Below are 26879 nucleotides of genomic sequence, written 5' to 3'. Positions count from 1 at the left end.
TGGCGTAAAACATCACCGGCCGTCGTAGCTGGTCTTTGAGCCACCGGCTGCGTATAACCTCGCCGTTTCGTCTACCCTGACTTTGCGCCTGCGCCGATTGCTCAGCACAGGCGCACCGACATTGACGCTCATGAAACGGAGATCTCCATGCTCAAGCGAACCCTGGCACTGACGGCCGGTCTGGCCCTGTCTCTATCCGCACTGGTGACGCACGCCGCTGACGTGTTGAAAGTCAGCGCAATTCCCGATGAAGCCCCGACCGAATTGCTGCGCAAGTTCGAGCCGTTGGGTGCTTATCTGGAGCAGCAATTGGGCATGAAAGTGCAATTCGTGCCGGTGGCCGATTATCCGGCAGTGGTTGAAGCGCTGGCCACCGACCGTCTCGACATGGCCTGGCTGGGCGGTTTCACCTTTGTTCAGGCACGCTTGAAGACTGACGCCACCACCCCGGTGATTCCGCTGGTGCAGCGTGAACAGGATGCGCAGTTCACCAGCAAGTTCATCACCGCCGACCCTAATGTCAAAAGCCTTGCCGACCTGAAAGGCAAGACCTTCGCCTTTGGTTCCGTCTCCTCGACTTCCGGCAGCCTGATGCCGCGTTATTTCATGCTGAAAAATGACGGCATCAAGCCTGAAGCGTATTTCAGCCGCGTCGCCTACTCCGGCGCCCATGACGCCACCGTGGCCTGGGTGCAGGCCGGCAAGGTCGATGCCGGTGTGTTGAACGCCAGTGTCTGGCAGAAACTGGTGGATGCCGGCAAGGTCGACACCAACAAGGTCAAAGTCTTCGCCACCACCCCGCCCTACTTCGATTACAACTGGACGGTGCGTGGCACGCTCGATCCGGCACTGGCGGCGAAGATCAAAAAAGCCTTCCTCGATCTCGACCCGGCCAACCCCGAGCAGAAGAAGATCCTCGATCTGCAAGCGGCAACCCGCTTCATCGACACCAAGCCTGACAACTACAAGGGCATCGAGGAAGCCGCCCGCGCTGCCGACCTGCTGAAATGACGCTTCGCCTTAACCAATGCAGCCTGCGCCACGCCAATGGGGTCGATGCGCTTCGCGGTATCGACTTGCAGATTGGCGTTGGCGAACAGGTCGCTATCATCGGCCCGTCCGGGGCCGGTAAATCGACATTGCTCAATCTGCTGGCCACCGCTCTGCGGCCGAGCAGCGGTGAGATGGAAGTGCTGGGCGAGCGCGCCTGGCACTTGTCGGCTCAAAAGCGGCAACGCCTGCGTGCGCGGATCGGCCTGGTGCACCAGGCGCCGCCCCTGCCGTTGCGTCAGCGCGTGGTAACGGCGGTGCTGGCCGGCAAACTCGGGCAATGGAGTCTGGGCAAAAGTCTGCTGAACCTGCTGCATCCGCTGGACGTGCCCGGTGCCCGTGCGGCGTTGGCGCGTCTGGACCTCGGCGACAAACTGTTCGCCCATTGCCAGCAATTGTCCGGCGGTCAGTTGCAGCGAGTCGGCATTGCGCGTGTGCTTTATCAGGCGCCGGAAATTCTGCTGGCGGATGAGCCGGTATCAGCGATGGACCCGGTGATGGCCGGGCACACCCTGTCGATCCTGTCGCGCCATGCCCGCGAACACAACGTCACGCTGGTGGCGAGCCTGCACGCGGTAGATCTGGCGCTGTCGCACTTCCCGCGCATCATCGGCTTGCGTGACGGGCAGATCCTCTTCGACAGCCCTGCCGATCAAGTCAGCCGAGCGATGCTCGACGCGCTGTACGCCAACGAACAACTGCAATCGCCAGCCGTTGCGCTCGCGCCTTTGACTGTGCAGATCCCACGATGCTGAGAGCCGATTCACGCGATCCCGCCGCCTGGCCACGTTTGCTGCTGACGCTGTTGGCGATTGCTTTACTGTGGCCGGGAATCCAGCTCAGCGAACTGGATCTGCGCGTATTGCTGCCCGACAGCCAGAATGAAATGGGCCGGTTTGTCGCGCAATTCTGGCCGCCTGCGCACGATGAAGCTTTCCTGCAGTTGCTGTTCAAAGCCACCTTGCAGACTTTGGCAATCGCCACCGCTGGCATGGCGTTGGCGCTGCTGTTGGCCGTTCCCGCCGGCCTGTTGGCGAGCCGTGCCTTGTCGCTGTCCGCAGCTTCACGCGGCGGGGTGCCGAGCCGCCTCGGCCGCTTGTTGCGCTGGCCGGTGCGCGGTTTGTTGATTTTCCTGCGCAGCGTGCCGGAGATCGTCTGGGCGCTGTTGTTCGTGCGCGCGGTAGGCCTCGGGCCGGCGGCGGGTGTGCTGGCGATTGCCATCACTTACAGCGGCATGCTCGGCAAGGTCTACGCGGAAATTTTCGAATCCACCGACCAGCGTCCAGCGCATGCACTGTTGCAATCGGGCAGTGGTCGGCTGGCCAGTTTTGCTTACGGCATCCTGCCCAACGTCGCCGCAGAACTGCTGTCGTACACAGTCTATCGCTGGGAGTGTGCGATCCGCGCTTCGGTGGTGATGGGCTTTGTCGGTGCTGGTGGCCTCGGCCAGCAAATCGATCTGTCGATCCGCATGTTTGCCGGCGGTGAAGTGGCGAGCATTCTGCTGACTTTCCTGCTGTTGGTATTGGTGGCCGATCAACTCAGCCGTCTGCTGCGCTGGAGGCTGGCATGAATCGTCTGATCAATCTGTTGCTGATCGCCGGCATTGCTTTGGCGGTTGTTGCTTCGTTCGCTTATCTGAGCCTCGATCTGGGCGAGTTGGGCAGCGCCACCAGCCTGAAGCAGATGGGCGCGTATGTGCAGCGGTTTCTCAGCCCGGACTTGAGCGCCGATTACCTGAAAGCGATTTTCCACGGTTCGCTGGAAACGTTAGCCATGTCAGCGCTGGGCACATTGCTCGCAGCGCTGTTCGGCATCGTCCTCGCCCTGCCCGCCGCCGGGCGTTTCGGCTGGCCGTTGCGCAGTGCTGCGCGCCTGTTGCTCAATGGTTTGCGGGCGATTCCGGAACTGGTCTGGGCGGCGCTGATGGTGCTCGCCGCTGGCCTCGGCCCCAACGCCGGCACCCTCGCCCTCGCCCTGCATACCACTGGCGTGCTTGGCCGGTTGTTCGCCGAAGCGCTGGAAAACACACCGCCGCAACCGGCCGAGGCGATCCGCTTGCAGGGCGGCAACCCGATGCTCGCGTTCTGCTACGGCACCCTGCCCAACCTTGCCCCGCAACTGCTCGCCTACGTTCTGTATCGCTGGGAAAACAACATCCGCATGGCCAGCGTATTGGGATTCGTCGGTGCTGGCGGACTTGGGCAAATGTTGTATGTGAGCCTGAGCCTGTTTCAGGAAGCACAGGCGAGCACGGTGATCCTGGCGATGCTGGTGCTGGTGTTTGCGGTCGACTGGTTGAGTGCGTGGAGCCGCCAGCGCTGGGTCAAAGCGTAGGCGGCCGGGCCGGATCAGTTCAGTGAAATGTTGTGTTGAGTGGCGGTGTCGACGTTGATATGGCTCAAACGCCCGTGGAGATCGAACAGCAAGTAATCGGCGCCGACACAACGCATCTTCACACCTTGCACAGGCCATTGCAGAGTGGCGCAGAGACGGTCGCCAGGAAGGTGGATGAAGTGCCAGCGCATATCCTGATCGACGGTCAGGTATCTGATGACCAGCCATTGGCCCTGCAAGTAAGCATCCATCAGATCGATTTCATAAAGGTCCAGCCCGGGCAAGCGATAGTTCTTGCGCCCGTCAGGCCACGCCAGCTCAAGAACATTCCCGGCAACATTAAGATGTGCCTCGATCACTCGGCCATCGGCGTCGAGCAGCCGGAAATTGTCCGCGGGCATGTGCGGCAGTAAATCCCGGCTCATCAACCGACGCTCGGGCAATCGGTAATGCCACAGGTACGTACCTTTCTCCCCAGCGTTCAACCACAGATATTCGTTGTGCGCGTCATCGTTCAGGCCACCGACGTGAGCCGGCAAATCGCTGACATGCCACAGCGTTTCGAATCCATGGTCGACATCCACCACCCGCACCTGCCGCCCCCGGCCGAGGGTCCAGGTCAAACCGTCGAATGACCGGGCGAACACATCGAACATTTGCACGCCCAGGTCCGTCCCGCTGCGCGTGACCAGATCGAGTTTGCTGATGCGCCAGACATCATCGCGGCGGGCCAGCACCAGCACGACCTGACGGTCATGGGCCAGCACGATGTTGTGTGCCGGCACCGAAAAATGACACAGGGTCTGGCCGTGCGCATCGATGACCACAGCTCCCGCCTCGCCCAACGCGAGTAAGTAACGCCCCTCCTCCAACGGCACCGCGTCGAGAATCTTGCGGTTGCCCATTAACGGGGCTGTCCATTCAAGTGGCTCACTCACCTTCGACAGCGGGACGCTTGCGGCGAGGGTCGGCAACGCCCCCGGCAGATCGGCCTGCAACAACTTGTCCTTGCTCATGCTGACCAGTGCCTGCAATTGCTGATGCGACAAGCGCCCATGGCCGTCGATCTGGTCGGCCAGCACCGCGTGCACGATGGCACCGGCCAGCCATGCCAGTGCATTCACGTGCGTCTTGTGCTGCAACAAAATCTCGGCCAATGCCGCGCGCTCGGCGTGGCGCGCCGGATCATCGCGCAGTTGCTCGACCCACTCGGCATACGCCTGCAAGGTATCGGGCAACAGCGCGGCCCGTTTGACCAATGCGCCCAACGCCAGCGCGCCTCCCGCCGCTTCGGCATCCAGCAGCCACTGGGCGGCGCGTTTACGCTCCGCGCTCAGTGGCCAAATCACTTCGACGGCTTGCAGCCAGAGGCCCTTGCGGGTCAGCGATTCGGCCCATTCCAGACGCAAACGGTCGGCGCTCTCTGGCCACTTGCCTTGCAGCAATGTCACGGCGGCGGCAAACGCATTGTCACGTCGGGCGACCAGCAAGGCGCGCTGCCAGTTATCGGCCAGACACAACAACCGTACGATCATCGCGGATGGCATATCCCAGGCCAGCGCGAGGTCGGCGGCTTGTTGCAAGCGGCCGTGCTTCTCCAGATAGTCGAGCGACTCCTGACGCACCTTGAGCAGTTCGGCGAGCACGAAGACGGCTTCTTCAATGCGGCCCGCGCGATCAAGGCGCTCAAAGGTCTGCCGGTAGACCTGCCGCAGATGCGCTTCCATGTCGTGTTCGAACCGGATCGAGCGCGTGGGCCCACGGCTGTGGTCGATCATCAGATCCTGACGTCGCTGCGGCGTACCGAACGATTGCTCGCCGCTGCTTTGCTCGCTGCCCAATGGAATCGCGTGACGCAGCGCCTCTGCGAAATCGCCGTCCTCGAACATCTCGAGCATGCGCCGCATGTAAGCGGCTTGGCGCTTGCCATACAGGGCCGAGAGGCGCGAATTTTCAGTCAGGCGTGTCACCCAGCGCCGCCAGCGCGAGGGCTTGGCTTTGGCCGGTGTGGCGCGGGGTTCAATACCTGGTTCGGCGGCGCGGGGTGCCGCAGGCTGCACCGGCACCGGCCGGCGCAACACGTGGCGCAACCCGGCCAATATCAAGGTCAGGGCAATACCACCGATCAATGTGCCGACCACGATGCCGCTGATTTGCACCGATACCGGCGTCGCTGTCTTCGCCGGCAAGCCTTGCAGGCCAGGATTTTGCCCCTGCGACCCCATCCAGAAAATCGCTATCAGAATCACCAGGGTCACGCTGAGCTTCAGCCACGGCAAAGGCGTATCGGCCGATTGCGTCCAGCCGGTTTCTTTCGCCGTGACGGCTTGATAGACCGGCCCTTTCGCAGCTTTTTGCTGGCGATCAAGCAAGGCCTGCATGACCTGTTCCTGCTCGGGACTGACCGGACGCAACGCGTCGCCGAGAATTTCCCGAACGTCGGTGACCACGGCCACGGGTTCAAGCACTGGCTCCGGCAGCACGTTTCGGCAGTCATAGGTGTCGAGCAAAGTGAGGCCATTGATATCAAGCCAGTCACCCGGTGCCAGGGCCTCGGCATCGCGCAAATATTGGGCACTGACGTGACTGCCGCGCACCAGCCAGATATCGGCGGCCGGCAGGCTGCGCATCTCCTGCGGATCGAGCAGCGCCGAACACAGTGTGTTGCCTTGGCGAATCAGCGGCCAACCGGTCAATGCCTCGCATTGCACGGCGATGGGCTGGCGAAAGCGCAACAAATCGCCGTCGGCGAAACGGTAGGCCCGGGCCTCGGTTTGCCAGTGTTCGAGGAGCTGCCGGACGCGTTCGGCCTCGCTGAAACGCTCGGCGGCGAACCACAGGCCTTCAATGTGTTGATGACCGGTCAACAGCGGGCGGCGGATCAACGCTGCGTTATGCTCAAGCATCGCTGCCGTCCTTGTTTTCCGGATGTTCATTACAAATGATCTGCAAACGCAGGAGGCGTTGCGGGACCGCGTACACCAGCAGTTCGCGGGCCTTGGTCAGCACGGCGATCACGCCGCTCAGCGGGCAAAAGCTGTATTTGACGATGGGGGCGGCGGTGGTAAACAACACGCGCTGACCGCCTTCGCAGTACACAGCGATAGCGTGCTGGTTGGGGGCAAGCAACAACAGTGAATAACGCTCGTTGTCCTCTTGCAGCAGGCCGATGCCCTTCCAGCCGGGAGCCAGCACGATGCGTTCGATTTCCGAGGCCGCGCCCTTGGCTGACACCACGCCCCAACTCTCGCACCCGTCGCTTATCCTCAGCACCGCGCAACCGCCAAAGCCCCTGCGCCATAAAGGACTGGCGGCGAACAGCACCTGATCGACTTGATTGGCGAGACCCACCACATGCGCCGCCGTGACATCGCCGTCAGCGTTGACCGAGTGCGTGTGCAATCGATCACCCTCACGACGTGCATACACCACGACGTCATTGTCAACCTTGGCCATGCTCAACACGTCCGCCGCTAAGCGGTGGGTGCGCCGGGTTTTGGGTTTGGCCGGCGTACGGCCGGTTTCCACTACCCAGAACGCCAGATGACCCTGGCCGTCGAGCAGAAACAATCGGCCCGTCGACTTATTGCGCAACCCGGCTACCGGCAGGAGCGAAGCGGTGCCCGGCGGCAGCTTGAGTTCTTCAAGGCCCGGTTTGTCGACCGGTTTCAGCCCGGGCATGCTCCAGAACGTCAATTGCCACTGATCACTCAAAACGGCGCCCAAGGCCTTGCCGTTGAAGGTCGCCGCCAGTGCCGTTTGCTGCGCAGACCATAGACTTTTGCGGATTTCGAGGGGTTTCTTCTGGTTGTGCACCGGTAGCTTGATCACCACCATGCCGGGCTCACCGAGCAGTTTCAGGGCGACATGCGTACCCGCGCTGGAAATCACCGGCTGCAAGGTCAGCGACACTCGCGGGACGCGGCCCTTCGCGGTCGGTGCGGCTGCGACCACTTCACCTTCGAAATGGCCTTTGAGCAACTGCAAGGCCAGGCGCTCATCGGGCATCGGCAAGGTCACGCGCCGAGTCCCGGCTGCTTGCAGATCGACCGACAGACTGCGTCCGTCGAGGCTGCGCGAGACCTGCACGCGATGGCTGCAGGACAGGCCTTCGGTCGCGGGCAAGCGCTGCCCCACCAGCCAGCATTCGCCGACGGGTTCCGGTTGCGCATTCAAGCCGTCACGCCAGGCCTGCCAGTGCCCGGCGTCAACGGTTTTAAAGGTACGGGCGCTGAGCAAGCGTTTGAGCTGTGCAGCGCTGTCGAGCGCATGCAGCTGCGGCGCCTGCTGCAAAATGCCCCAGCGCAGCTCGGCGCCGGCGTCTTTGGCGCGACGTGCAAGGAGGATCAGCAAGGCCATGTGCACCAGACGCGCAGCGCCCAGTTGCAATGGCCCGGCATCGAACAATACGACCATCAAGCGACTGGCCTGATGCGAGCGGTATTGCGGCGCGAGAAACAGATGCTCGCCCACCACAGCCCGGCGCAGAAACTCATCAGGTACTTCGTCGGCCAACAGCCATTCACTCGACAACAACCGCTCATAAGGGCCACGACGTTGCAGATCGGCCAAGCCATCGGGCTCGGGCACGCCGCCCTGCTGTTTGCCGCGCAGCGGACCGAGCAGCGGATCCAGACGCCCGAACAGGTCGGCAAACAGCGGAAGTTGTTCCGGAGCAAACCATTGCAGCCAGTCGCGCCAGGGTTGCAGCGATTCAGGTAATTGCATCAGCGGCCCGCCCAGTAAGCGCCAATGCGCTGCAAATGCTGCGTCGTCACCGGCAACAAACGATCCAGCGGCACCACGGCGGCGGGCTCGCGCCAGAGCAGCAGCGGCGCCCGGGCGAATCGGCTGGACAGCGCCTGCCCCAGCAGGTCTGTCGGGCGGTCGGGCTCCCAACTGGTCGGCAGCCACAGTCCCGGTGCACGTTCGTCCATCGCCGCATACGCCACGCCGTCGACCCACGGCAGATCCGCCGCGACACCGGTCACCACCAATACGTCGCGATTGGCCGTGGCCTGCAGGCGCCCGGCCTGTTCCTCGGGGATCAGCAACAAGCGTGCGTGCAAACGCCGTGCTACGTCGCCCCACGCCACGGCGGCCTGGGGCTCGACCGGAGTCTGCCGTGACTGCCAGGCCCAACTCAGCGGTTTGATCGTCATGCCGCAGACGTCAGCAGACGCGCCACTTGACCGCGCACGTCCTGCAACGACGACGGAATGGTCTGATCATTGAAGTTGGCATCAATCTCACGCAGCAGGCCTTCAAGCAAGGCACTGGCCGGTGGCTCACTGCGCGCCAGATACTCCTCGCCGGTTTCCAGCAAGCGACTGAGCCGCGACAGCGGTTGCAAGGTCGCCTCTTCCACCGCGCTGAACAAATGGCTGTTGCTCGACTGCGCGAAGATCTCGCGCAGCACTTCGCGGCCATGTTGTTGGGTTTCCTTGGTCGGCAGTACATACAGCAGCGGCCACAGGTCCGCCTCGCTGGCTTCAAGTCGCCCGCCAAGCAACGCCGCTGCGGCGATCAGGCGCTGGGATTTGACGATGCGCCGATCCGACAATTGAATGCCGGCCTCGCGCAGACGCCGAATGGCCTGAGCCAGTGCCGGGCGCAAGGCAGTCAGATCGACGTTTTTCAAAGCCTGGCCGAGGGTGTCGAGTTGGCTCAGGCCCAGCAGTTGCTGCACCGGGCGCTGCTCGGACTGCCAGCCACCGGCGAGCATCGCTTCGAGCTGATTGTCTGGCACCGATTCGACAAACAGGTGCAGCAGGAAGCGGTCACCGAATGCCGCCAACGCTTCATCATCCGGCAGACCATTGGAGGCGCCGACACACACCCGCAACGGGCACTGGATCTGCGTGTGGCCACGGCGGAAGCGGCGTTCGTTGAGCACGCCGAGCAAAGTATTGAGGATCGCCGTCGAACCGAGGAAAACCTCGTCGAGAAAGACGATATCGGCTTCCGGCAGCATGCCGCTGACGTCGGTTTCCACCGTGCCTTCGCGCAGCTTTTTCAGGTCGACTGCGCCAAACAGCTCCGAGGGTTCGGTGAAACGCCCCAGCAGGTATTCGAAATAGCGCCCGCCGATCGATTGCGCCACGCGCCGCACCACCGCACTTTTCGCCGTACCGGGTGGGCCGATGACCAGAATGTGCTCCTGCGCTACAGCGGCCAGCACAATCAGCTCGGCCAATTGCTCGCGCCCCACCAGCCCCTCGGTGGCGACCCGCACGGCCTGACGGATTTGCGCGGCAGCGCTCTGCAATGAAGCGTTCATGGACATCTTCCCTGAAAGTGGTTTTTTGATGGGTGGCTGATCGGCTGCTATCGGCCGCCGGCAGTTGATCTTTAATCGACGCCTTTGGCGAGTGGATATCTGCCAGAAGCTGATTATGCTTCAGGAAACCGTGCAGCAATGCGCGGCCGTCAGACTGTGCAGGTTTCACGCGAGAGCAATGCGGCATACGCCACAAGGCCAGAGTGCGATAGCGGTATCGGGGGACTCCGGCCTACGACAATAAGCACGACGGAGAGCACCCATGGCTACAATCGACACAGCATCCACCGGCAGTCCACCCCGCAGCGGCGGCATCACCAAGGAGGAGCGCAAGGTCATCTTCGCTTCGTCCCTCGGCACGGTGTTCGAGTGGTACGACTTTTACCTCTACGGCTCACTGGCGGCGATCATCGCCAAGCACTTCTTCGCCGGCGTCAACGAAACCACCGCGTTCATTTTTGCCCTGTTGGCGTTTGCAGCGGGGTTCGCGGTGCGGCCGTTCGGCGCGATCGTGTTTGGCCGGCTCGGCGACATGATCGGGCGCAAGCACACGTTCCTGATCACCATCGTGATCATGGGTGTCTCCACGGCGATCGTCGGTTTGCTGCCCGGCTACGCGACCATCGGTGTCGCCGCGCCGGTCATTCTGATCACCCTGCGCTTGCTGCAAGGTCTGGCACTGGGCGGTGAATATGGCGGCGCGGCCACTTACGTCGCTGAACATGCGCCACGCAATAAACGCGGTTTCTTCACCTCATGGATTCAAACCACCGCGACCCTTGGGCTGTTTCTGTCGCTGCTGGTGATCCTCGCTTGCCGCACCGCGCTGGGTACCGAAGCGTTCGAAGCCTGGGGTTGGCGGATTCCGTTTCTGCTGTCGATCCTGCTGCTGATCGTCTCGGTGTACATCCGCCTGCAACTGAGCGAGTCGCCGGTGTTCCAGAAAATGAAGGCCGAAGGCAAGGCGTCGAAGGCGCCGCTGACCGAATCCTTCGCCCGCTGGGACAACCTCAAAGTGGTGATCATGTCGCTGCTTGGCGGTACGGCCGGGCAAGCAGTGGTCTGGTACACCGGGCAGTTCTACGCGCTGTTTTTCCTGTTGCAGACGCTGAAAATCGACCCGCAGACCGCCAACCTGCTGATCGCCGGTTCGCTGCTGATCGGTACGCCGTTCTTCGTGATCTTCGGCAGCCTCTCCGACCGCATCGGGCGCAAGCCGATCATCATGGTCGGGTGCATGCTGGCGGCGCTGACCTACTTTCCGATCTTCCATGCGTTGACCCAGTACGGGAACCCCGACGTGTTCATCGCCCAGGAGAAAAACCCGGTCAAGGTGATCGCCAATCCCGATCAGTGTTCGTTCCAGTTCGACCCGGTGGGCAAGGCCAAATTCACCAGTTCCTGCGACCTGGCCAAGACCCTGCTGGCGAAACGGGCGATCCCTTATGAGAACGTGATCGCCGAACCGGGCACCGTCGCGCAAGTGCGCATCGGTGACAAAGTCGTCGAGAGCTTCGAGGGCAGCGCCCTGCCCGCCGCCGACTTCAAGACCCGCAACGACGCCTTCACCGCAACCCTTGGCACTGCACTGAAAGAAGCGGGTTATCCGGAAAAGGCTGACCCAGCAAAAACCAACTATCCGATGGTGTTGCTCCTGCTGACCATCCTGGTGATCTACGTGACCATGGTGTACGGGCCCATTGCGGCGTGGCTGGTCGAGCTGTTCCCGACCCGCATCCGCTACACCTCAATGTCACTGCCCTATCACATCGGCAACGGCTGGTTTGGCGGTTTCCTGCCGACGGTGGCATTCGCGATGGTCGCGGCCACCGGGGATATCTACTACGGGCTGTGGTACCCGATCGTGATTGCGGTGATGACGGCGATACTCGGCACGTTCTTCCTGCCGGAAACCAAGGATCGCGACATCCTCAAGGATTGACCTGACCTCAGGCCGCTGGAATGCGGTCAACCTGTGGGAGTGGGCTTGCTCGCTCCCACAGGGGGTTGGTGTTAACGCGGAACTGGCGTTTTCACCGTCGGTTCGCAGTCGAAAAAAAATCGAACGCTCGTCGCAGTGCTACCTCCAATGTTTACACCCATGGAGGTCAACGATATGAACAGCAACGACGACAAAACCCCGAACGCCCCACCTACCGATACATCGGGCAAACCCGTGAACGTGGTCGAGCGCGATTTGCAGGATCGGGACGATGACACCCGTGCTGTGGACGAGGTCATCACGCCTTCCTCCACCCGCGTCAAAGAGCAGGATGCTGAAGAGCTGCAACGCAAGGTCGATGAGATTGAGCGCAAGGTTGCGGATGGGAATTGAGATTTATGGTGATTGTTGGATTCAACCCCTCACCCCAGCCCTCTCCCCCAAGGGGGCGAGGGGGAAAGGGAGCCGACCGAGTACAGTTCAGAACCTGAGTTCGACTCTAAAGCTCAGTTCGGGTACCTCGAATCGAAAGAACACCATGGTCAGTCCCCTCTCAATCTAGGAGAGGGGAAAGTGAGCCGATCTCTAGTGGGATCAAACCTGAGTTCGGCGCGACAGTTCAGGTCGGTGTATCACGAAAGAACAACGCGATCAGTCCCCTCTCCCTCTGGGAGAGGGTTAGGGTGAGGGCTTCGACGTATTCAGTTTCACCGCCTCTCGAATCAGTGCCACCAAGGCCTTTTCATCAATCTCCTCGCCCTCATGCACATCAATCGCCCGTCGCGTATTGCCTTCAAGGCTTGAATTGAACAATCCCGTCGGATCTTCCAACGACGCACCTTTGGCAAAAGTCATTTTCACCACTGCCTTGTAAGTCTCACCGGTGCAGATAATTCCGCCATGCGACCACGTCGGCACGCGCCATTTCCACTCTTCGACTATCTTGGGGTCAGCCTTGTGCATGATCGCGCGGATCTGTGCCAGGGTTTCACCGCGCCAGTCACTCAGGTCCTTGATGCGCTGATCAATCTGCACTGATGCTGCGATTGCTTCTTCGTTCTTCATGACGTGTCCTCAACGTCTTCGGGTGCAAAAACTCTAGACGGTGATCAGACAGTGGTCGAGTTACCACGCGACAGCGCGCATTCATGAGCCTCGCTCATCAGCTTATGCAGCAATCACCGTATTGTTGAGCGAACACCCGCTATATAGGTTGGCGCATCACTTTGAGGAGAGACGCCATGCCCACCCCGACCAACGTTATTGTCGTCATTGGCGCCGGTTCGATCGGCCAGGCCGTTGCCCGTCGCGTCAGTGTCGGCAAACACGTCGTGCTGGCGGATTTGAAGCAGGACAATGCTGACGCTGCTGCCCGCGTCCTGCTTGATCCCGGTTCAAAGTGACCACCTGCGTGGTTGAAGTGGGCTCTCGCGAATCCATTCAGGCGTTGGTCACCGGCAGCGATTTCCTGATGGATGGCGGCGTTACAGCGACGTACTGGTACGGCGATCTGGCGCCGGAATAAGCAGCGCTTTGGCCAGGCTCAACGCGTTGCCGATCGCGGCGCCGCTGGCGGTGTTGTCGAAGATGCACCAGGTTGCGGCGCCCTCCTCTGAGGCGATCTGCAACGCTCGCGCAATTTGTTGCAGGTACGGCAAATCGTAGGCGCTGTGGTAGATGCGCGGCGAACCGTGCAAGCGCCAATACTTCGTGCCCTGCCAGCCTCTCGGTGAAGCGTCATTGCTGATACGCGAGGGGTCTACCGCCGCTTGGCTGATTTGGTACTTGATCAAAAGCGCTTCGCCGCCGACCCATGATTCGTGGCGCGGCTCCAGCACCACAGGCCCGGAGAAACGCTGGCGCAGTGCGCTGAAAAACCCTTCGGCAACGGCCGCATCAAACGCCAGCGACGGCGGTAACTGCACGAGCAGGCAGCCCAGGCGATCGCCTGATCCGCTGCATTGCCCAAGGAATTCTTCCAGCGCAGCCTCACAGCCGATCAGGCGCAGTTCATGGGTGATGTGTTTGGGGATCTTCACTGAAAAAGTAAAACCGTCCGGCACCGAATCCGCCCAACGTTCGTAGGTCTGTCGGCGATGCGGGCGATAGAACGAGCTGTTGATTTCGACGCTGTTGAATTGCGCGGCATAGCGCTGCAAATGCGTGCCGTCAGCCGGGAATGCCGGCCAATGTTCACGCGCAAGACTCCAGCCTGCACAGCCGATGAAAATCAATTGCCTGCCTCCATTCCAATGTAGGAGCTGCCGCAGGCTGCGATCTTTTGATGTTGTTTTTGAAGATCAAAAGATCGCAGCCGTCGGCAACTCCTACAGGTTTCGCGAGGAAATTCGGGTTATTTTTTGCCGGGCAGTACCGAGCTCAGCACTTGCTTGGCAGCTTGGACGATGATCCCGGCCTCATCCGGATCGCCCTTGAGCAAGGTCGTGGCGAATTTCTTCGCCTGCTCAAGCTTGATGTGCGGTGGCAGCGGCGGCACGTCCGGATCGGTCTTGAATTCGATCAGCACCGGAACGTCCGAGGTCAATGCCTGCTCCCAGGCCGCGGCGACGTCCTCTTCGCGATCAACAAAAATACCCTTGAGGCCGATGGAGATGGCGAACAGGTGATACGGCACATCCGGAATACTCTGCGACGCTTCGAACTTGGGATCGCCCTCCATCACCCGCTGCTCCCAGGTGACCTGATTGAGGTCTTCGTTGTTGAACACCGCGCAGATCCATTTCGGGCTTTGCCACTGCCGCCAATATTTGGCGACGGTGATCAGCTCGGCCATGTTGTTCATTTGCATGGCGCCGTCGCCCACCAGGGCAATCACCGAACGCTCGGGATAGGCGAATTTCGCCGCAATCGCATACGGCACCGCGGCGCCCATCGAGGCCAGACCGCCGGACAGCGAGCACTTCATGCCACGGCGGATTTTCAGGTCGCGGGCATACCAGTTGGCGCACGAACCCGAATCGCTGGTGATGATCGCCTCGTCCGGCAGGCGCGGAGACAACTCGTACACCACCCGTTGCGGATTGATCGGTCTGGCCTTGGCCATGGCGCGTTTTTCCAGGGTTTTCTCCCAGGTGCCGCGCCAGCCTTCGACCTTCTTGCGCCATTTGCCCGAGGTTTTCTGTTCGAGCAGCGGCAGCAACGCGGCGAGTGTTTCAGCCGCGTCGCCCTGCAGATTGACCTCCATCGGGTAGCGCAGACTGAGCATGTCCGGCTGCAAGTCGATCTGCACGCCCCGCGCCTGACCTTCCTTGGGCAAAAATTCCGAATACGGGAAACCCGAGCCGATCATCAGCAACGTGTCGCACTCGGTCATCAGTTTGTAGCTGGGCTCGGTGCCGAGCAGGCCGATGCTGCCGGTGACCCACGGCAGATCGTCGGGCAGCACGGCTTTACCGAGCAAGGCTTTGGCGACTCCGGCGCCGAGTTTTTCGGCGACGGCGATCACTTCATCCGTGGCTTGCAGAGCACCGGCACCGACCAGAATTGCGACTTTTTCACCGGCATTCAAAACCTCGGCGGCACGCTGCAAATCCGCCTCGTACGGCAGCACTCTCGGCTTGCTGTACCCGACACCGGAATGTGCGGTGCCGTGGGCGCGGGCCGGCGCTTCGTAGGGAAGATCCTGCAAATCATTGGGCAGGATAATCGCCGTGACGCGGCGTTCGCCGACGGCCGTGCGCACCGCGCGGTCGAGCAAGTGGCGCACTTGCGACGGTGCCGAAGCCTGCTGCACAAAGGCGCCAGCGACGTCCTTGAACATCGAGACCAGATCCAGCTCCTGCTGGTAGTGGCTGCCTAGTGCAGTGCGCGCCTGCTGACCGACAATCGCCAGCACCGGCATGTGGTCCATCCGCGCATCGTAGAGCCCGGTAATCAGGTGCGATGCGCCCGGCCCTGAAGTCGCGATGCACACACCCAACTCCCCGGTGAACTTGGCGTGGGCCGAGGCCATGAACGCGGCCATTTCTTCATGGCGCGCCTGAATGAATTCGATCTTTCCCTTGGCCCGGTCGAGCGCGCCGAACACGCCATTGATGCCGTCACCCGGATAACCAAAAATCCGCGTGACGCCCCATTGGCTGAGCCGCTCAACCAGAAAATCTCCAACTGTCATCGTCATCGTGTTCCTCGCCTTTCACCGGTGCATGGAGCATTCCCGGCAGTGCATCCGCCGAGAGGTGTAAGGGTCTGGACAGTCGGGCTGGCGACGAAGTTTCGATTGATTTGCCAAGGCAACGCCCTGCCCCGGTGTTTGCGCGCAAAATCACCGGCGCGGCACAATGCGCCTCATCAACAGATTTACAAGGGACGAATCGACATGGAATTACCCGCGATATGGCACCCGCGATTCGCTGACGCACAGATCGAACAACAAACCATCGGTGAGTCCCGCGCCGATGTACTGCGGATTACGCCGGCGGGTTCAGCGCCGCTGTTTGTGAAGTCTGAACAGGTGATGACCTGGGGCGAATTACCCGGTGAAGTGCAGCGGTTGCGCTGGCTGGCAGAGCAGGATCTCCCGGCGCCTCGGGTGCTCGACACCACCACTGAAAATGAGCGCAACTGGTTGCTGATGACGGCTGTGCCCGGTCGCGATCTGGCCAGCAGCGCGCATCTGGCACCGGAGCAGATCGTGACGCTCGCGGCCACAGCCTTGCGATCACTGCACGCAGTCGCCATCGACAGCTGCCCGTTCGATCACCGCCTCGACGAAAAAATCGCCCTCGCCCGCGAGCATCTGCTGGCCGGTTTGATTGATGAGGAGGACTTCGACGATTCACGTCTGGGTCGCAGTGCTGAACAGGTGTTTCAGCAAATGCTTGCCGCCCGTCCTGATCACGAGGATCTGGTGGTGACACACGGCGATGCGTGTCTGCCCAACCTGCTCGCTGACAATGGCAAGTTCAGCGGGTTTGTCGACTGCGGGCGACTTGGCGTCTCTGACCGTTATCAGGACTTGGCGTTGGCCGCCAACAGCATTACCTACAACCTCGGCGAGCAGTGGGTGCCAGTGTTTTTCGAGGCCTATGGCGTAGAGCCTGATCTGCAACGGATTGCCTTTTATCAGTTGCTTGACGAGTTTTTCTGAGGCGCCGGAAGCGTTCAGCACTCAACGATGCGGATGCACCGTCCACGCCACCAGTTTGATCACGACGGGCCGAACAACAAGGATGCACAGGAATGCCACCGGCATCGCCAGTTTGTACGCGTGCAACGCATTACCCAGGTAATCGTTATCAATGCCGGAGTTGGCGGCGGTGATCACCAGTGACATCAGAAACGCCATGATCGTCGCCATGTACAAGGCAAACACATAGGGCGTGGCACGCGGTGACAGCTTGCGACGGCTGACAATCAAAGCATCGGTGCTGGTTGTTTGATTCATATGGCGTTTCCATCCATTGACTGGGAGCGGGCACCTTAACAAGCGCGACTCCCCTCAACTAGACGGCTAATCGTAGGTACTTTATAAAGCACAACTTACGAATCAAACCGTATCGGCAGGCCATGGATGAATCTCTTAGCGGCAATTGCCAGTTTTATCAAAGTGGTGGAATCGGGCTCCATTGTCGGCGCCGCCAAAGCCCTGGGCGTCAGTGCGGCAGCGGTGAGCCAGACGATAAATCGGCTGGAGACGCATCTCGGCGTGAGACTTCTGCAGCGCACCACGCGGAGCATGGCGCTGACTGAAAACGGCGCGGTGTACTACGACAAGGTCAAGCGCATCGCGGCAGATCTGGAGTCGGCGCAAAGTTCAATCAGCAACGAACAGACCGAGCTGCAAGGTCGGCTGAGCATTGCCTCCACTTCTGCTTTCGGACGGCATGTGCTCGCGCCCTTGATCGCCGGGTTCGCGGCGCTGCACCCGCGCCTTCTGCTGGAGCTATCGACCACCAACCGCAAGATCAATCACATCCAGGACGGCATCGACTTGAGCCTGCGGATCAAACCGCAACTGGAAGATGGCATTGTTGCGCGCAAGATCGTTTCGCTGCCCTTCATCATGTGCGCCGCCCCAGCCTATCTGGAGCGCGCAGGCACGCCGCGATCGCCGGACGATCTGCAAAACCATGCGTGCCTGGCGTTCCGTTACCCATTGGACGGGCGCTTTCTTCGTTGGACTTTCTCGCGAGACGGCCAGAGTTACGAGGCCAATATCAATGCCACGACCATCAGCGATGACATCGATGCACTGGCGCAGATGGCGGTCAACGGTGCGGGCATCACGCGACTGGCCGAGTTCGTGGCGGCACCGTACATCGCAAGTGGCCAACTGCTGTCGCTGTTCCAGAACCATGACGGAGCAGGTCACGGCTTTGTCGAGCGAATGGACATTTATGCCTGTGTGCAGGAGCGTGCGGCGATGACACCGAAGGTCAAGGCATTCATGGACTATCTGATCGAACACTTGAAGATGCGTTGGCCGCAAGAAGATGCTTTGACCGCACCGTTTCAAGCATCCACTGACAAGGAGTTGCTGTGAACACATCGCGTTATGCCAAGGGCTCCGGCCGGCCTCCCGTGCATCTGGCCTCGATAAATACAGAGGGCTCGGCGGCAGGCCATCTGGTTTTTGCTGGCGGTGTTTCCGGGGCCCGTCACGTCCCCTTTTGCTCTCACGACGAACTGCTGGGCATGCTCAAAGACCTGATACGTGCGCGTGTACCTTTTTCGGTTGGCGGCATGTGTCCCGGCCCAGCGGATGAAGTCGGTTTGCTGATCGACAACGCAGAGCTGACGGGACCCTGCATCGAGCTGTCCTGGACCGGCTCGCAGCAATGGATTGTGCGCGAAACTGCCAACGCTTCTGGCGAATGGCAGCAAGAACCGGACGCCAGCGAAATCGCCAATCTGATTTTCAATTCTGACTCGCTGAAGCGCGCCGATTAAGGCAAAGTCCACCTCGCCAATCGAGGCTCATCACGGAAGATAAAAACAATGAAACATGCTTTCGGCGCCCTGCTTCTTTTCTGCCTGACCACCCACGTATTCGCTGACGGGAATCCTATCGGTTTTCAGCTCTCGACCCTGGCGGACGCGAGCAATGAGCGTCCGTTAGAGATGGTCGTCTGGTACCCGGCAGGTGCAACCACTGCCGCGCCGGAACTGGTCGCCGACAACCCGGTGTTTGTCGGTGTAATGGTCGCGAAAAATACGCCACCTGCTGCCGGTGAACACCCGTTGGTAGTGCTCTCACATGGTTACCGCGGCAATTGGAGCAACCAGGCATGGCTGGCCAGCGCGCTCGCGCACCAGGGTTATATCGTCGCGGCGGTCAATCATCCCGGCAGCACCACGCATGACCGCAGCCCTCAGGCGGCGGCACAGTTATGGCTGCGTCCTGCGGATGTCAGTAGAGCCATCGATGCGGTGACGGCTCAGCCGAAAAAGTTCGGTACGGTCGCGAAACCGCGCATTGCCGTCGTGGGCCACTCTCTCGGCGGCTGGACCAGCCTGGAAATCGCCGGCGCGCGTTTCGACACCGAGCGTTTCGGCGAAGACTGCAAAGTCCATTCGCAATTGGCCAGTTGCTCTGTTTATCAGCAGATGAATCCCGCCAGCAGAGCGGATTCGAAGACACGACTGGCCGCCGACTTGCGCGACAAACGCGTCTCTGCCGTGGTTTCACTGGACCTCGGTCTGTCACGTGGTTTCACCGATGCCAGCCTTGCGGCACTGCCTGTTCCGGTACTGGTCATCGCAGCCGGTGTGCCGTCGCAAGACCTTCCCCCTCAGCTTGAGTCCGCCGATCTGGTCAAGCGATTGCCAAAAACATCGAGCCAATACGTCGAGATCAGCGACGCCAGCCACTTCAGTTTCATGTCGCCATGCAAGCCTGGCGCGATGGCAATGCTCGAAGAAGACGCACCCGGCGACGGCATCATCTGCACCGATGGCGATGGCGGACGCGCGCGCACGAAAATCCAGCAACAGACGATTTTGCTGATCAACGAGTTTCTGGCGCGCTCTGCTGCGGGTTGAAATCGGTCAGGTGTTGATCACCAATAAGGGAACACGCCACACAGGGCATTTCCCTTATAGCCATACAGAATCGGCCCCCAATACATGAACGGCCCACACGCATAAAGAGGATTGGACATGTGCTGGCCGCTCTGCAGCTTGCACACCGGCAACTTCAACGGGATGGGCACGACCGCCCAAAGCGTAATCCCGCACCATTCTCGCGGGGTCTCGGCAGCGACGGTTTGCTGCTCAGAGTGCGGCAGCGGGCCCAGCGTTGAAACCGACGCTCCGACACAGCCGGTCAGCATCAGTATCAGGGCGGTCAGGCAGGAAATGGCTTTGAGGGGAAGTTGACTTCGCATTGCGGGTTTTATCCGTAAATCCAATCGCCCGGCGCTCCAATCGACAGCGCCAGCATCCTTGAGGGTGAAAAAGCGGCGATTGTAACCGCCTGATGAAAAAAGAAATTATCGGGTCTCTGGTTTATTTTCCCGTGACCAGAAAAGGCTCGACTCCTGTGCATATCGTGATGTAACGATAAATCGGACTGGCATCCATCGGTATTTTTCCCTACGGTGTTCATCTGTTCTCAGCCAGTCACGATGAGGTCCGTTTCATGAGCAAAGCGCCCTACGTTCCGCCCAAGGTCTGGAAAAATGAAGCGCCGTCCGGTGGTCAGTTCGCCAGTATCAACCGCCCGATTGCCGGGCCGACCCACGAGAAAACGCTGCCGGTCGGCAAGCATCCGTTGCAGCTCTATTCGCTGGCCACGCCCAACGGGGTGAAGGTCACTATCCTGCTCGAAGAGCTGCTGGCGCTGGGGCACAGCGCCGCCGAGTACGACGCTTGGCTGATCCGCATTGGTGAAGGCGATCAATTCTCCAGCGGTTTCGTCGAGATCAATCCGAACTCGAAAATCCCTGCACTGCTGGACCGCAGCGTCGAGCCGCCGATTCGGGTGTTCGAGTCAGGCTCGATCCTGCTGTATCTCGCGGAGAAGTTCGGCGCATTCCTGCCCAAGGATCCGGCAGGACGCACCGAAACCCTCAACTGGTTGTTCTGGCAGATGGGTGCTGCGCCTTACCTGGGCGGCGGGTTCGGGCATTTCTATGCCTATGCGCCGGAGAAAATGGAATACCCGATCAATCGCTTCACCATGGAAGCCAAGCGCCAACTGGATGTGCTGGATCGACGTCTGGCCGAAAGCCCCTACCTGGCCGGCGAGCACTACAGCATCGCCGATATCGCGGTCTGGCCCTGGTACGGGCAGTTGGTGCGCAACAATGTTTATTCGGCGGCGGAGTTTCTCGCAGCCGATGAGTACACCCATGTGCAGCGCTGGGCAGAGGCAATCGCCCAGCGCCCGGCGGTCATCCGTGGGCAGCGCGTCAACCGCACGTGGGGCGATGAAGTGAGCCAGGTGCCTGAGCGCCATGACGCTGAAGACCTGAGCTGATCCAAGCGTTCCCCTCCCTCTGACCGCACCCAATCAAACTTCATGTTGATCGGGCGCGGTCGCGCAACCTGGCCCTTCTGCACCCTCTCCTGGATCTACTGATTACCACCAGTGCCGTTGATTTGTGCCGCGGCGGTGATCGTTTCCCTACGCCGCAAATGTGAAAAATTTGTTATCCAATTGAAGTCAGTACCTTTCTTCAACCGAATCAATCTGACATGCTAATGCGAATACTTCTTACATGCATGTGCATCAGATTCGTTTTGGTAATTTTTGGGGAAGCAGATTGATGTCGTTTCACACCCGCCACCGCCGTTCGAACCTCTCACCCAACCTGCTGGCACTCGCCATTGGCATGGTCAGCCTCTCATCCGTTTCAGCTGATGAAGCTCCACCGCCATCGCCGGAAAATGCTGCCCCTCCCGCCACGCTGGAACTCGGTGCGACCGAGATCGGTGCTACCCAGATGAGCAGCACCACCGAGGGTTCGCAGTCTTACACGACTGGCCCCATGCAGACCGCGACCAAGCTGTCGCTGACCATGCGCGAGACGCCGCAAGCCGTCACCGTCATCACCCGTCAACGCATGGACGATCAGGGCATGACCAGCATCAACGACGTGGTGCGCGGCACGCCGGGCTTGTTCCTCAACCAGTCCAGCGGTCCGGGCCGACAGGCTTACAGCGCGCGCGGGTTCGACATCGACAACATCATGTACGACGGCCTGCCCAGCTCCTATCAACCGTATTCGATGGCGGTGCAACCGAACCTGGCGATGTTCGACCGGGTTGAAATCGTTCGCGGCGCCACCGGCCTGGTCACGGGTGCCGGCAACCCGTCAGCCGCAATCAACATGGTGCGTAAACGCCCGACGGCCACGCCCCAGGTGACGCTCACCGGCGCGGCTGGCAGTTGGGATGATTATCGCGGCGAGATCGACGCTTCCGGCCCTTTGAACGACAGCGGTACGTTGCGTGGCCGTGTGGTGGGCTCCTATCAGGGCGCCGACAGTTTCCGCGACAAGGAACAAAACGATCACGGCCTGTTCTACGCCATCGGTGAAGCCGACCTGAGCGAAAGCACCACCGCGACCCTGGGTTTCTCCCGGCAAAATGAACAGACCAACTATTTCTGGGGCGGGTTGCCGATCGGCACCAACGGCCACCACCTTGATCTGCCCCGCTCCACTTACCCCGGCACCGACTGGGAAAACAAGAAACTGCAGATCGACACGGTCTTCGGCGAAGTCGAGCATCGCTTCGACAACGACTGGAAGCTGCACGTCGCCGGTTCTTCCTCGACGCTCAACGGCGAGTTCTCCGGCACTTACCTGTCGCGCTACAACGGCCCGCTGGAAACCACCGCTTACCAATCGCACAACACCGACAAGCAAAACGCTTTCGACGGTTTTGCCAGCGGCCCGTTCGAAGCCTTCGGCCGCACCCACGAACTGGTCGTCGGCTCCAGCCATCGCGTCTACGATGCGACCTCCAAGGAGTACGATCCGTACACCACGGCCTGGCCGATCGGTGCGCCAAAGCCGGACTTCGTGCGTGACGGCAAAACGCGCAGCGTTGCCACTCAGGACGCCGTTTACCTGACCACCCGTTTGAGCCTGGCCGATCCGCTGACGCTGATCCTCGGCAGTCGCCTGGACTGGTATGACTACGATGACCGCACCGGCGACGGCGACTACAAAGTCACCCGCAACCTGACCCGTTATGCCGGCCTGATCTACAAGCTGGACGAGCATCATTCCGTCTACGCCAGCTACACCGACATCTTCACCCCGCAAACCTCGAAGGATCTTTCCGGCAAAGTGCTGGACCCGATCGTCGGTGAAAACTACGAAGTCGGCATCAAGGGCGAATATTTCAACGGCGCCCTCAACGCCAGTCTGGCCGTATTCCAGATGGACCAGACCAACCGCGCAACCCTGGCGGAAAATCAGTTCGGTTGCCCGGTCATGACCTGCTACAACGGCTCAGGCAAAGTGCGCAGCCAAGGCATCGACATGGAACTGCAAGGCGCGCTGACCGAAAACTGGCAGCTGGGCGCTGGCTACACCTACACCCGCGCGCACTACATCAAGGATGAAAACCCGGCCAACAATAATCAGAAATTCAAAACCGACACACCCGAGCACCTGTTCAAGGTCTCGACGGTGTACCGCTTCCAGGGCCCGCTACAAAAACTCCGCGTCGGTGGCAACGTCTACTGGCAAAGCCGCATGTACAACGACGTCGCGCTTGCCAATGGCGGCAACTATCGACTCGAACAAGGCGGCTACGCGACCACCGACCTGATGGCCGGATACGAACTCACCAAGCACCTCGACCTGCAAGTCAACGCGAACAATATCTTTGACCGCGTCTACTATTCCGCCATCGGCAGCAACATCACGTGGGGTTCCAACGACAACTACGGCAATCCGCGCAGTTACATGCTGACCGCCAAATACAAGTTCTGAGTCGCGCACGCCGGCGACGACACTGGCCAAGGGCGCCCCGGAAAATCCGCGGCGCCCTTAGCGTTCCTGCACCTGGCCCATTAGCAATAGGCGACAAGAAGCGATAGTCTCTGCCCGACATCATCGCGAAGCGCCCCCATGACCAACCCAGAGTTCACACCAGACATTGAAGCCATCCGCAGCATTGATGCGGTGCCCGTGATCCTGAGCATGGTCAAGCACCTCACCGGCATGCGCTTCGCCGCTGTGGCTCGGGTCACCGAAAGGAACTGGGTGGCCTGCGCGGTCGACGATTCCATTGATTTCGGGCTCAAACCCGGTGGCGAACTGGTACTCGAATCGACCATCTGTCACGAAATCCGCCAACACAAACAACCCGTGATCTTCGGCCATGCCAGCCTGCATCCACTGTTTTCGCAACATCACACGCCGAGAACCTATGGGCTGGAGAGCTACATATCCATTCCCATCGTCAAAGCCAACGGCGATTTTTTCGGCACGCTCTGTGCGATCGATTCCGTACCGGCCAATCTGGACGAACCGGCCATTGCCAAGACGCTGACGCTGTTCGCCCAACTGATTGCCATGAGCCTCGACACGCAAAGTCGTCTGCTGGCCACCAAAACAGAGTTGGATAGCGCCAATGAGCTGGGCCGGCTGCGCGAGCAGTTTATCGCGGTACTTGGCCATGACCTGCGCACACCGCTGAGCGCCATTCGCATGAGCGCCGACCTGCTGGAAAGCAAGACCGAAGACAAACGCTCGCTGAATTTCATTGCGGCGATCCGCAACAGCTCGGTGCGCATGGGGGTGCTGATCGAAAACATCCTCGACTTTGCCCGGGGCCGGCTCGGTGGCGGGATTCCGGTGCAGCGCAAACTGGTGGACGACTTGCTGCGCACGCTGCTGCTGACCCTTGAAGAAATCAAGGTGAGCCATCCACAGGCAATCATCACCCATGCACTGGATTTACCGGCGGGGGTTTACTGCGACGCGTTGCGCATCAGCCAGTTGCTGTCCAACCTGCTGGGCAACGCGGTCACCCATGGTTCAACCGATGCGCCGATCGTCCTCAAGGCCTACGCCGAGAACGATGAGATTGTCATTTCGTTGACCAACCAGGGCACGCCGATCCCAGCGCAATTGATGCCGCTGCTGTTCGAGCCTTTTTCCCGGTCAGAAGCCGGTCAGCGCTGTGAAGGCCTGGGCCTGGGGCTTTACATCGCCTCGCAGATTGCGGCGGCACACAACGGCACGTTGAGCGTGACCTCGGACGTTGAATCGGGAACGCGATTTGTGGCGCGGTTCCCGGCACAGTTCAAATGGGTCTGATCCCCCGCCCCGCCCTTACGCCGTCTGCCGGCGCATCGTCAGGATGGCCGCGCCAAAGCCGATAAAGGTCGTCCCCACGACTCGACTGACCCAGCGCGACAGCGCGGGCCGGGTCAATACGCCTTTGGCCCGCGATGCGATCGCGGCATAGACGCTCAACGACGACACCGATAACGCCATGAAGATCGCGGTAAGGATCAGAAATTGCGGCAGCAACGCCGCGCCCTGATCAATGAACTGCGGGAACAGCGCGGTGAAAAACATCGTTGCCTTGGGATTGGTTACGGCGGTCAGAAAGGCTGATTTGTAGAGCTTGCCGCGAGTCGGGCGCGGCTTGTTCGCGTCGCCCTCGAGAGCGTCCGGGAGCATCGGGCCCTTTTTGAACAACTGCTTGACCCCGAGGTAGAACAGGTAGCCGGCACCGATGATCTTCACTGCATTGAACAGCCACTCGGAACTCGCCAATACAGCGCCCAAGCCGAGCATGGCCGCGGCTGACAGGCAAAACAGACCACTGGCATTGCCCAGTGACGACCAGATCGTGCTGCGTTGCCCGTGGGCCAGACTGTTATTGATCGCCATCAGCGTGGCGGGGCCGGGGCTGGCGATGGCGATCGCAGCGACCAGGGTAAACGCCAGAATCGAGTGAGAATCCATTTTCAATGCTCGTGGTAAGTGGTGGACTGCATATTACAGGAGCCGGGCGCGCTGTCAGGCCCGGCTGCTTGCTTATCAACGGCTATGACTTCCTCTGTGCCACGATTGCCTGCCGAGGAGAGCGCTATCCGCATGGACACGCGTGATCGTTTCGAACCCGCAGAATCTGCCTACAGGCCGCGTCTACCTTCGGGGGGTCGACAAACCTCCGCTCAGCTACCACCATTGCCCTCTCCTTAAAAATGACAGCGAGGCGTGTAATGAGCCAACCGACTATTCGTGCGTTGATCCTGGATGACTACGCCAATAACGCCTTTCGTGAAGCGCAGATCAGCCGCCCGCACCCGCAAGCCCATGAAGTGCTGGTGCGTGTCGTCGCCAGCGGTGTGAACCCGATCGACTACAAGATTCGTTCCGGCAATGCGCCGTACGCCATGCCGGAACTGCCGGCGATTCTCGGCACGGACATGGCGGGTGTCATCGAAGCCGTAGGCGCCGACATCCAGCATCTGGCCGTGGGTGATGAGGTTTACGGGATGGTCGGAGGCGTGCGCGGCTTGCCCGGCTCACTCGCCGAATACATCGCTGTGGATGCCGATCTGGTGTCGCGCAAACCCAAGAATCTGGACTTTCGCGAAGCGGCAGCGATCCCGCTGGTGTTCCTGACGGCCTGGGAAGGACTGGTGGATCGCGCCCATGTCCAGGCCGGGCAGAAAGTGCTGGTGCATGGCGGTGCCGGCGGTGTCGGTCACATGGCGGTGCAGATTGCCAAGGCACTCGGCGCCGAGGTGTTCGCCACGGTCTCGCCGGGCAAGCGTTCGATTGTCGAAGGCTACGGCGCCACAGCCATCGACTACCGCGACGTGCCGGTCGAGCAATACGTGAATCAGTACACCGCCGGCAAAGGTTTCGATGTGATCTATGACACAGTCGGCGGCAAGAGCCTCGATGACGCTTTTGCTGCGATTCGCCTGTATGGCCACGTCACCAGTTGCGCGGCGTTCGGCACCCACAACCTGGCCACCGGCTCGCTGCGCAGTGCGACGCTGTCGGGGATTTTTGTGTTGCTGCCGATGCTTACCGGTACCGGACGCAAGCACCACGCCGAGATTCTCGGTTATGCCACGCGATTGATCGAGGAAGGCAAGGTCAAGCCATTGCTGCATTCGCAGCGTTTTACCCTGAGTGAGGCGCGTCAGGCCCATGATGCGGTGGAGCAAGGCACGGGCGTCGGCAAGGTGGTGATCGATATCGTCTGAACCTCAACGAATGCAGGCAAAAAAAAGCCCCGCGACCGAATGAAGGCACGGGGCAAAAAATTGGTTGGTTGCGGCCAACCAAAGGAGCTCTGTCAGATACGGTGAACGGG

24 protein-coding genes and 1 pseudogene are annotated in these 26879 nt (G+C 60.6%); 15 read left to right on the top strand and 10 right to left on the bottom strand.

Annotated elements, in window-relative coordinates; translation table 11 throughout:
- Positions 1-147: 147 nt before the first annotated feature.
- From ACIONG_RS05165 to phnE, 4 genes are read left to right on the top strand one after another with little or no spacing between them, the layout of a single operon-like run.
- A complete protein-coding gene (locus tag ACIONG_RS05165; protein WP_103302286.1) occupies positions 148-1011 on the top strand; it encodes a putative selenate ABC transporter substrate-binding protein in 864 nt (287 codons plus the stop codon).
- Entirely contained in the window at positions 1008-1805 is a 798-nt protein-coding gene (locus ACIONG_RS05160) for a phosphonate ABC transporter ATP-binding protein (protein ID WP_401297173.1), read from the top strand. The genes ACIONG_RS05165 and ACIONG_RS05160 overlap by 4 nt, the downstream gene beginning before the upstream one ends.
- Complete coding sequence (locus tag ACIONG_RS05155; protein WP_315447230.1) at positions 1799-2623, top strand: ABC transporter permease; 825 nt, start codon at positions 1799-1801, stop codon at positions 2621-2623. Before ACIONG_RS05160 ends, ACIONG_RS05155 begins: the two co-directional genes overlap by 7 nt.
- Positions 2620-3387 (top strand): phosphonate ABC transporter, permease protein PhnE, encoded by a 768-nt coding sequence (gene phnE, locus ACIONG_RS05150; RefSeq protein ID WP_212809096.1) that lies wholly within the window; start codon positions 2620-2622, stop codon positions 3385-3387. Before ACIONG_RS05155 ends, phnE begins: the two co-directional genes overlap by 4 nt.
- Positions 3388-3401: 14 nt before the next feature.
- On the opposite strand, the gene ACIONG_RS05145 is transcribed toward phnE, so the two are convergent.
- Genes ACIONG_RS05145 through ACIONG_RS05130 form a run of 4 tightly spaced genes read right to left on the bottom strand, consistent with a single transcriptional unit; the run spans position 3402 to position 9667 of the window.
- Complete coding sequence (locus ACIONG_RS05145) at positions 3402-6293, bottom strand: bpX6 domain-containing protein (RefSeq protein WP_401297170.1); 2892 nt, start codon at positions 6291-6293, stop codon at positions 3402-3404.
- Positions 6286-8115 carry a hypothetical protein gene (locus tag ACIONG_RS05140; RefSeq protein ID WP_401297168.1) on the bottom strand — a complete coding sequence of 610 codons (1830 nt, stop codon included), beginning with the start codon at positions 8113-8115 and terminating at the stop codon, positions 6286-6288. The genes ACIONG_RS05145 and ACIONG_RS05140 overlap by 8 nt, the downstream gene beginning before the upstream one ends.
- The gene (locus ACIONG_RS05135) at positions 8115-8549 is read right to left on the bottom strand and encodes a hypothetical protein (protein ID WP_103302292.1); all 435 of its coding nucleotides are present in this window, start codon (positions 8547-8549) and stop codon (positions 8115-8117) included. The genes ACIONG_RS05140 and ACIONG_RS05135 overlap by 1 nt, the downstream gene beginning before the upstream one ends.
- On the bottom strand, positions 8546-9667 hold the full coding sequence (locus ACIONG_RS05130; RefSeq protein WP_401297166.1) for an AAA family ATPase: 1122 nt from the start codon (positions 9665-9667) through the stop codon (positions 8546-8548). Before ACIONG_RS05130 ends, ACIONG_RS05135 begins: the two co-directional genes overlap by 4 nt.
- A 262-nt stretch (positions 9668-9929) precedes the next feature.
- On the opposite strand from ACIONG_RS05130, the gene ACIONG_RS05125 reads away from it, so the two are divergent.
- A complete protein-coding gene (locus tag ACIONG_RS05125; RefSeq protein WP_103302294.1) occupies positions 9930-11609 on the top strand; it encodes an MFS transporter in 1680 nt (559 codons plus the stop codon).
- Positions 11610-11783: 174 nt separating this feature from the next.
- Positions 11784-12002, top strand: coding sequence for a hypothetical protein (locus tag ACIONG_RS05120; RefSeq protein ID WP_103302295.1), 219 nt, complete (start codon positions 11784-11786; stop codon positions 12000-12002).
- Positions 12003-12287: 285 nt separating this feature from the next.
- On the opposite strand, the gene ACIONG_RS05115 is transcribed toward ACIONG_RS05120, so the two are convergent.
- A complete protein-coding gene (locus ACIONG_RS05115) occupies positions 12288-12674 on the bottom strand; it encodes a DUF1801 domain-containing protein (protein WP_401297163.1) in 387 nt (128 codons plus the stop codon).
- A 176-nt stretch (positions 12675-12850) separates the two neighbouring features.
- On the opposite strand from ACIONG_RS05115, the pseudogene ACIONG_RS05110 reads away from it, so the two are divergent.
- Positions 12851-13128 (top strand): annotated as a pseudogene (locus ACIONG_RS05110) (saccharopine dehydrogenase NADP-binding domain-containing protein); the annotation flags it as partial.
- Here the strand turns inward: ACIONG_RS05110 and ACIONG_RS05105 are convergent.
- Positions 13094-13843 (bottom strand): DUF72 domain-containing protein, encoded by a 750-nt coding sequence (locus tag ACIONG_RS05105; protein ID WP_401297161.1) that lies wholly within the window; start codon positions 13841-13843, stop codon positions 13094-13096. The pseudogene ACIONG_RS05110 and the gene ACIONG_RS05105 sit on opposite strands and share 35 nt — an antisense overlap.
- A gap of 119 nt (positions 13844-13962) precedes the next feature.
- Complete coding sequence (locus ACIONG_RS05100) at positions 13963-15750, bottom strand: thiamine pyrophosphate-requiring protein (protein ID WP_401297159.1); 1788 nt, start codon at positions 15748-15750, stop codon at positions 13963-13965.
- Positions 15751-15948: 198 nt separating this feature from the next.
- Between ACIONG_RS05100 and ACIONG_RS05095 the strand changes: the two genes are divergently transcribed.
- Positions 15949-16719, top strand: coding sequence for an APH(3')-II family aminoglycoside O-phosphotransferase (locus ACIONG_RS05095; protein ID WP_401297157.1), 771 nt, complete (start codon positions 15949-15951; stop codon positions 16717-16719).
- Positions 16720-16740: 21 nt separating this feature from the next.
- Here ACIONG_RS05095 and ACIONG_RS05090 read toward each other — a convergent pair whose 3' ends face one another.
- Positions 16741-17016: a DUF2798 domain-containing protein gene (locus ACIONG_RS05090; RefSeq protein WP_401297156.1), complete on the bottom strand. Its 276-nt coding sequence runs from the start codon at positions 17014-17016 to the stop codon at positions 16741-16743.
- A gap of 126 nt (positions 17017-17142) precedes the next feature.
- Here ACIONG_RS05090 and ACIONG_RS05085 point away from each other — a divergent pair, with 126 nt between their 5' ends.
- The 3 genes from ACIONG_RS05085 (at position 17143) to ACIONG_RS05075 (ending at position 19613) form a co-directional block, all read left to right on the top strand.
- On the top strand, positions 17143-18114 hold the full coding sequence (locus tag ACIONG_RS05085; RefSeq protein ID WP_401297154.1) for a LysR substrate-binding domain-containing protein: 972 nt from the start codon (positions 17143-17145) through the stop codon (positions 18112-18114).
- 152 nt (positions 18115-18266) lie between these two features.
- Positions 18267-18521 (top strand): hypothetical protein, encoded by a 255-nt coding sequence (locus tag ACIONG_RS05080; RefSeq protein ID WP_401297152.1) that lies wholly within the window; start codon positions 18267-18269, stop codon positions 18519-18521.
- Positions 18522-18569: 48 nt separating this feature from the next.
- Entirely contained in the window at positions 18570-19613 is a 1044-nt protein-coding gene (locus ACIONG_RS05075) for an alpha/beta hydrolase family protein (RefSeq protein WP_401297150.1), read from the top strand.
- A gap of 17 nt (positions 19614-19630) precedes the next feature.
- Here ACIONG_RS05075 and ACIONG_RS05070 read toward each other — a convergent pair whose 3' ends face one another.
- Positions 19631-19957, bottom strand: a complete 327-nt coding sequence (locus ACIONG_RS05070; protein WP_401297148.1) for a hypothetical protein — start codon at positions 19955-19957, stop codon at positions 19631-19633.
- A 254-nt stretch (positions 19958-20211) separates the two neighbouring features.
- Here ACIONG_RS05070 and yghU point away from each other — a divergent pair, with 254 nt between their 5' ends.
- From yghU to ACIONG_RS05055, 3 genes are all read left to right on the top strand, one after another.
- The gene (gene yghU, locus ACIONG_RS05065) at positions 20212-21051 is read left to right on the top strand and encodes a glutathione-dependent disulfide-bond oxidoreductase (RefSeq protein ID WP_401297146.1); all 840 of its coding nucleotides are present in this window, start codon (positions 20212-20214) and stop codon (positions 21049-21051) included.
- Positions 21052-21340: 289 nt separating this feature from the next.
- A complete protein-coding gene (locus tag ACIONG_RS05060; protein ID WP_212809109.1) occupies positions 21341-23521 on the top strand; it encodes a TonB-dependent siderophore receptor in 2181 nt (726 codons plus the stop codon).
- Positions 23522-23659: 138 nt separating this feature from the next.
- The gene (locus ACIONG_RS05055; RefSeq protein WP_401297144.1) at positions 23660-24853 is read left to right on the top strand and encodes an ATP-binding protein; all 1194 of its coding nucleotides are present in this window, start codon (positions 23660-23662) and stop codon (positions 24851-24853) included.
- 15 nt (positions 24854-24868) lie between these two features.
- Here ACIONG_RS05055 and ACIONG_RS05050 read toward each other — a convergent pair whose 3' ends face one another.
- Positions 24869-25510, bottom strand: coding sequence for a LysE family translocator (locus ACIONG_RS05050; protein WP_212809111.1), 642 nt, complete (start codon positions 25508-25510; stop codon positions 24869-24871).
- Positions 25511-25770: 260 nt separating this feature from the next.
- Between ACIONG_RS05050 and ACIONG_RS05045 the strand changes: the two genes are divergently transcribed.
- On the top strand, positions 25771-26769 hold the full coding sequence (locus ACIONG_RS05045) for a zinc-dependent alcohol dehydrogenase family protein (protein WP_401297141.1): 999 nt from the start codon (positions 25771-25773) through the stop codon (positions 26767-26769).
- The last annotated feature ends 110 nt before the right edge of the window (positions 26770-26879 follow it).

This window comes from Pseudomonas sp. NPDC087817, from assembly GCF_044742875.1.
Classification (GTDB): Bacteria; Pseudomonadota; Gammaproteobacteria; order Pseudomonadales; family Pseudomonadaceae; genus Aquipseudomonas.
This window is presented reverse-complemented; position numbering and strand designations above follow the sequence as displayed.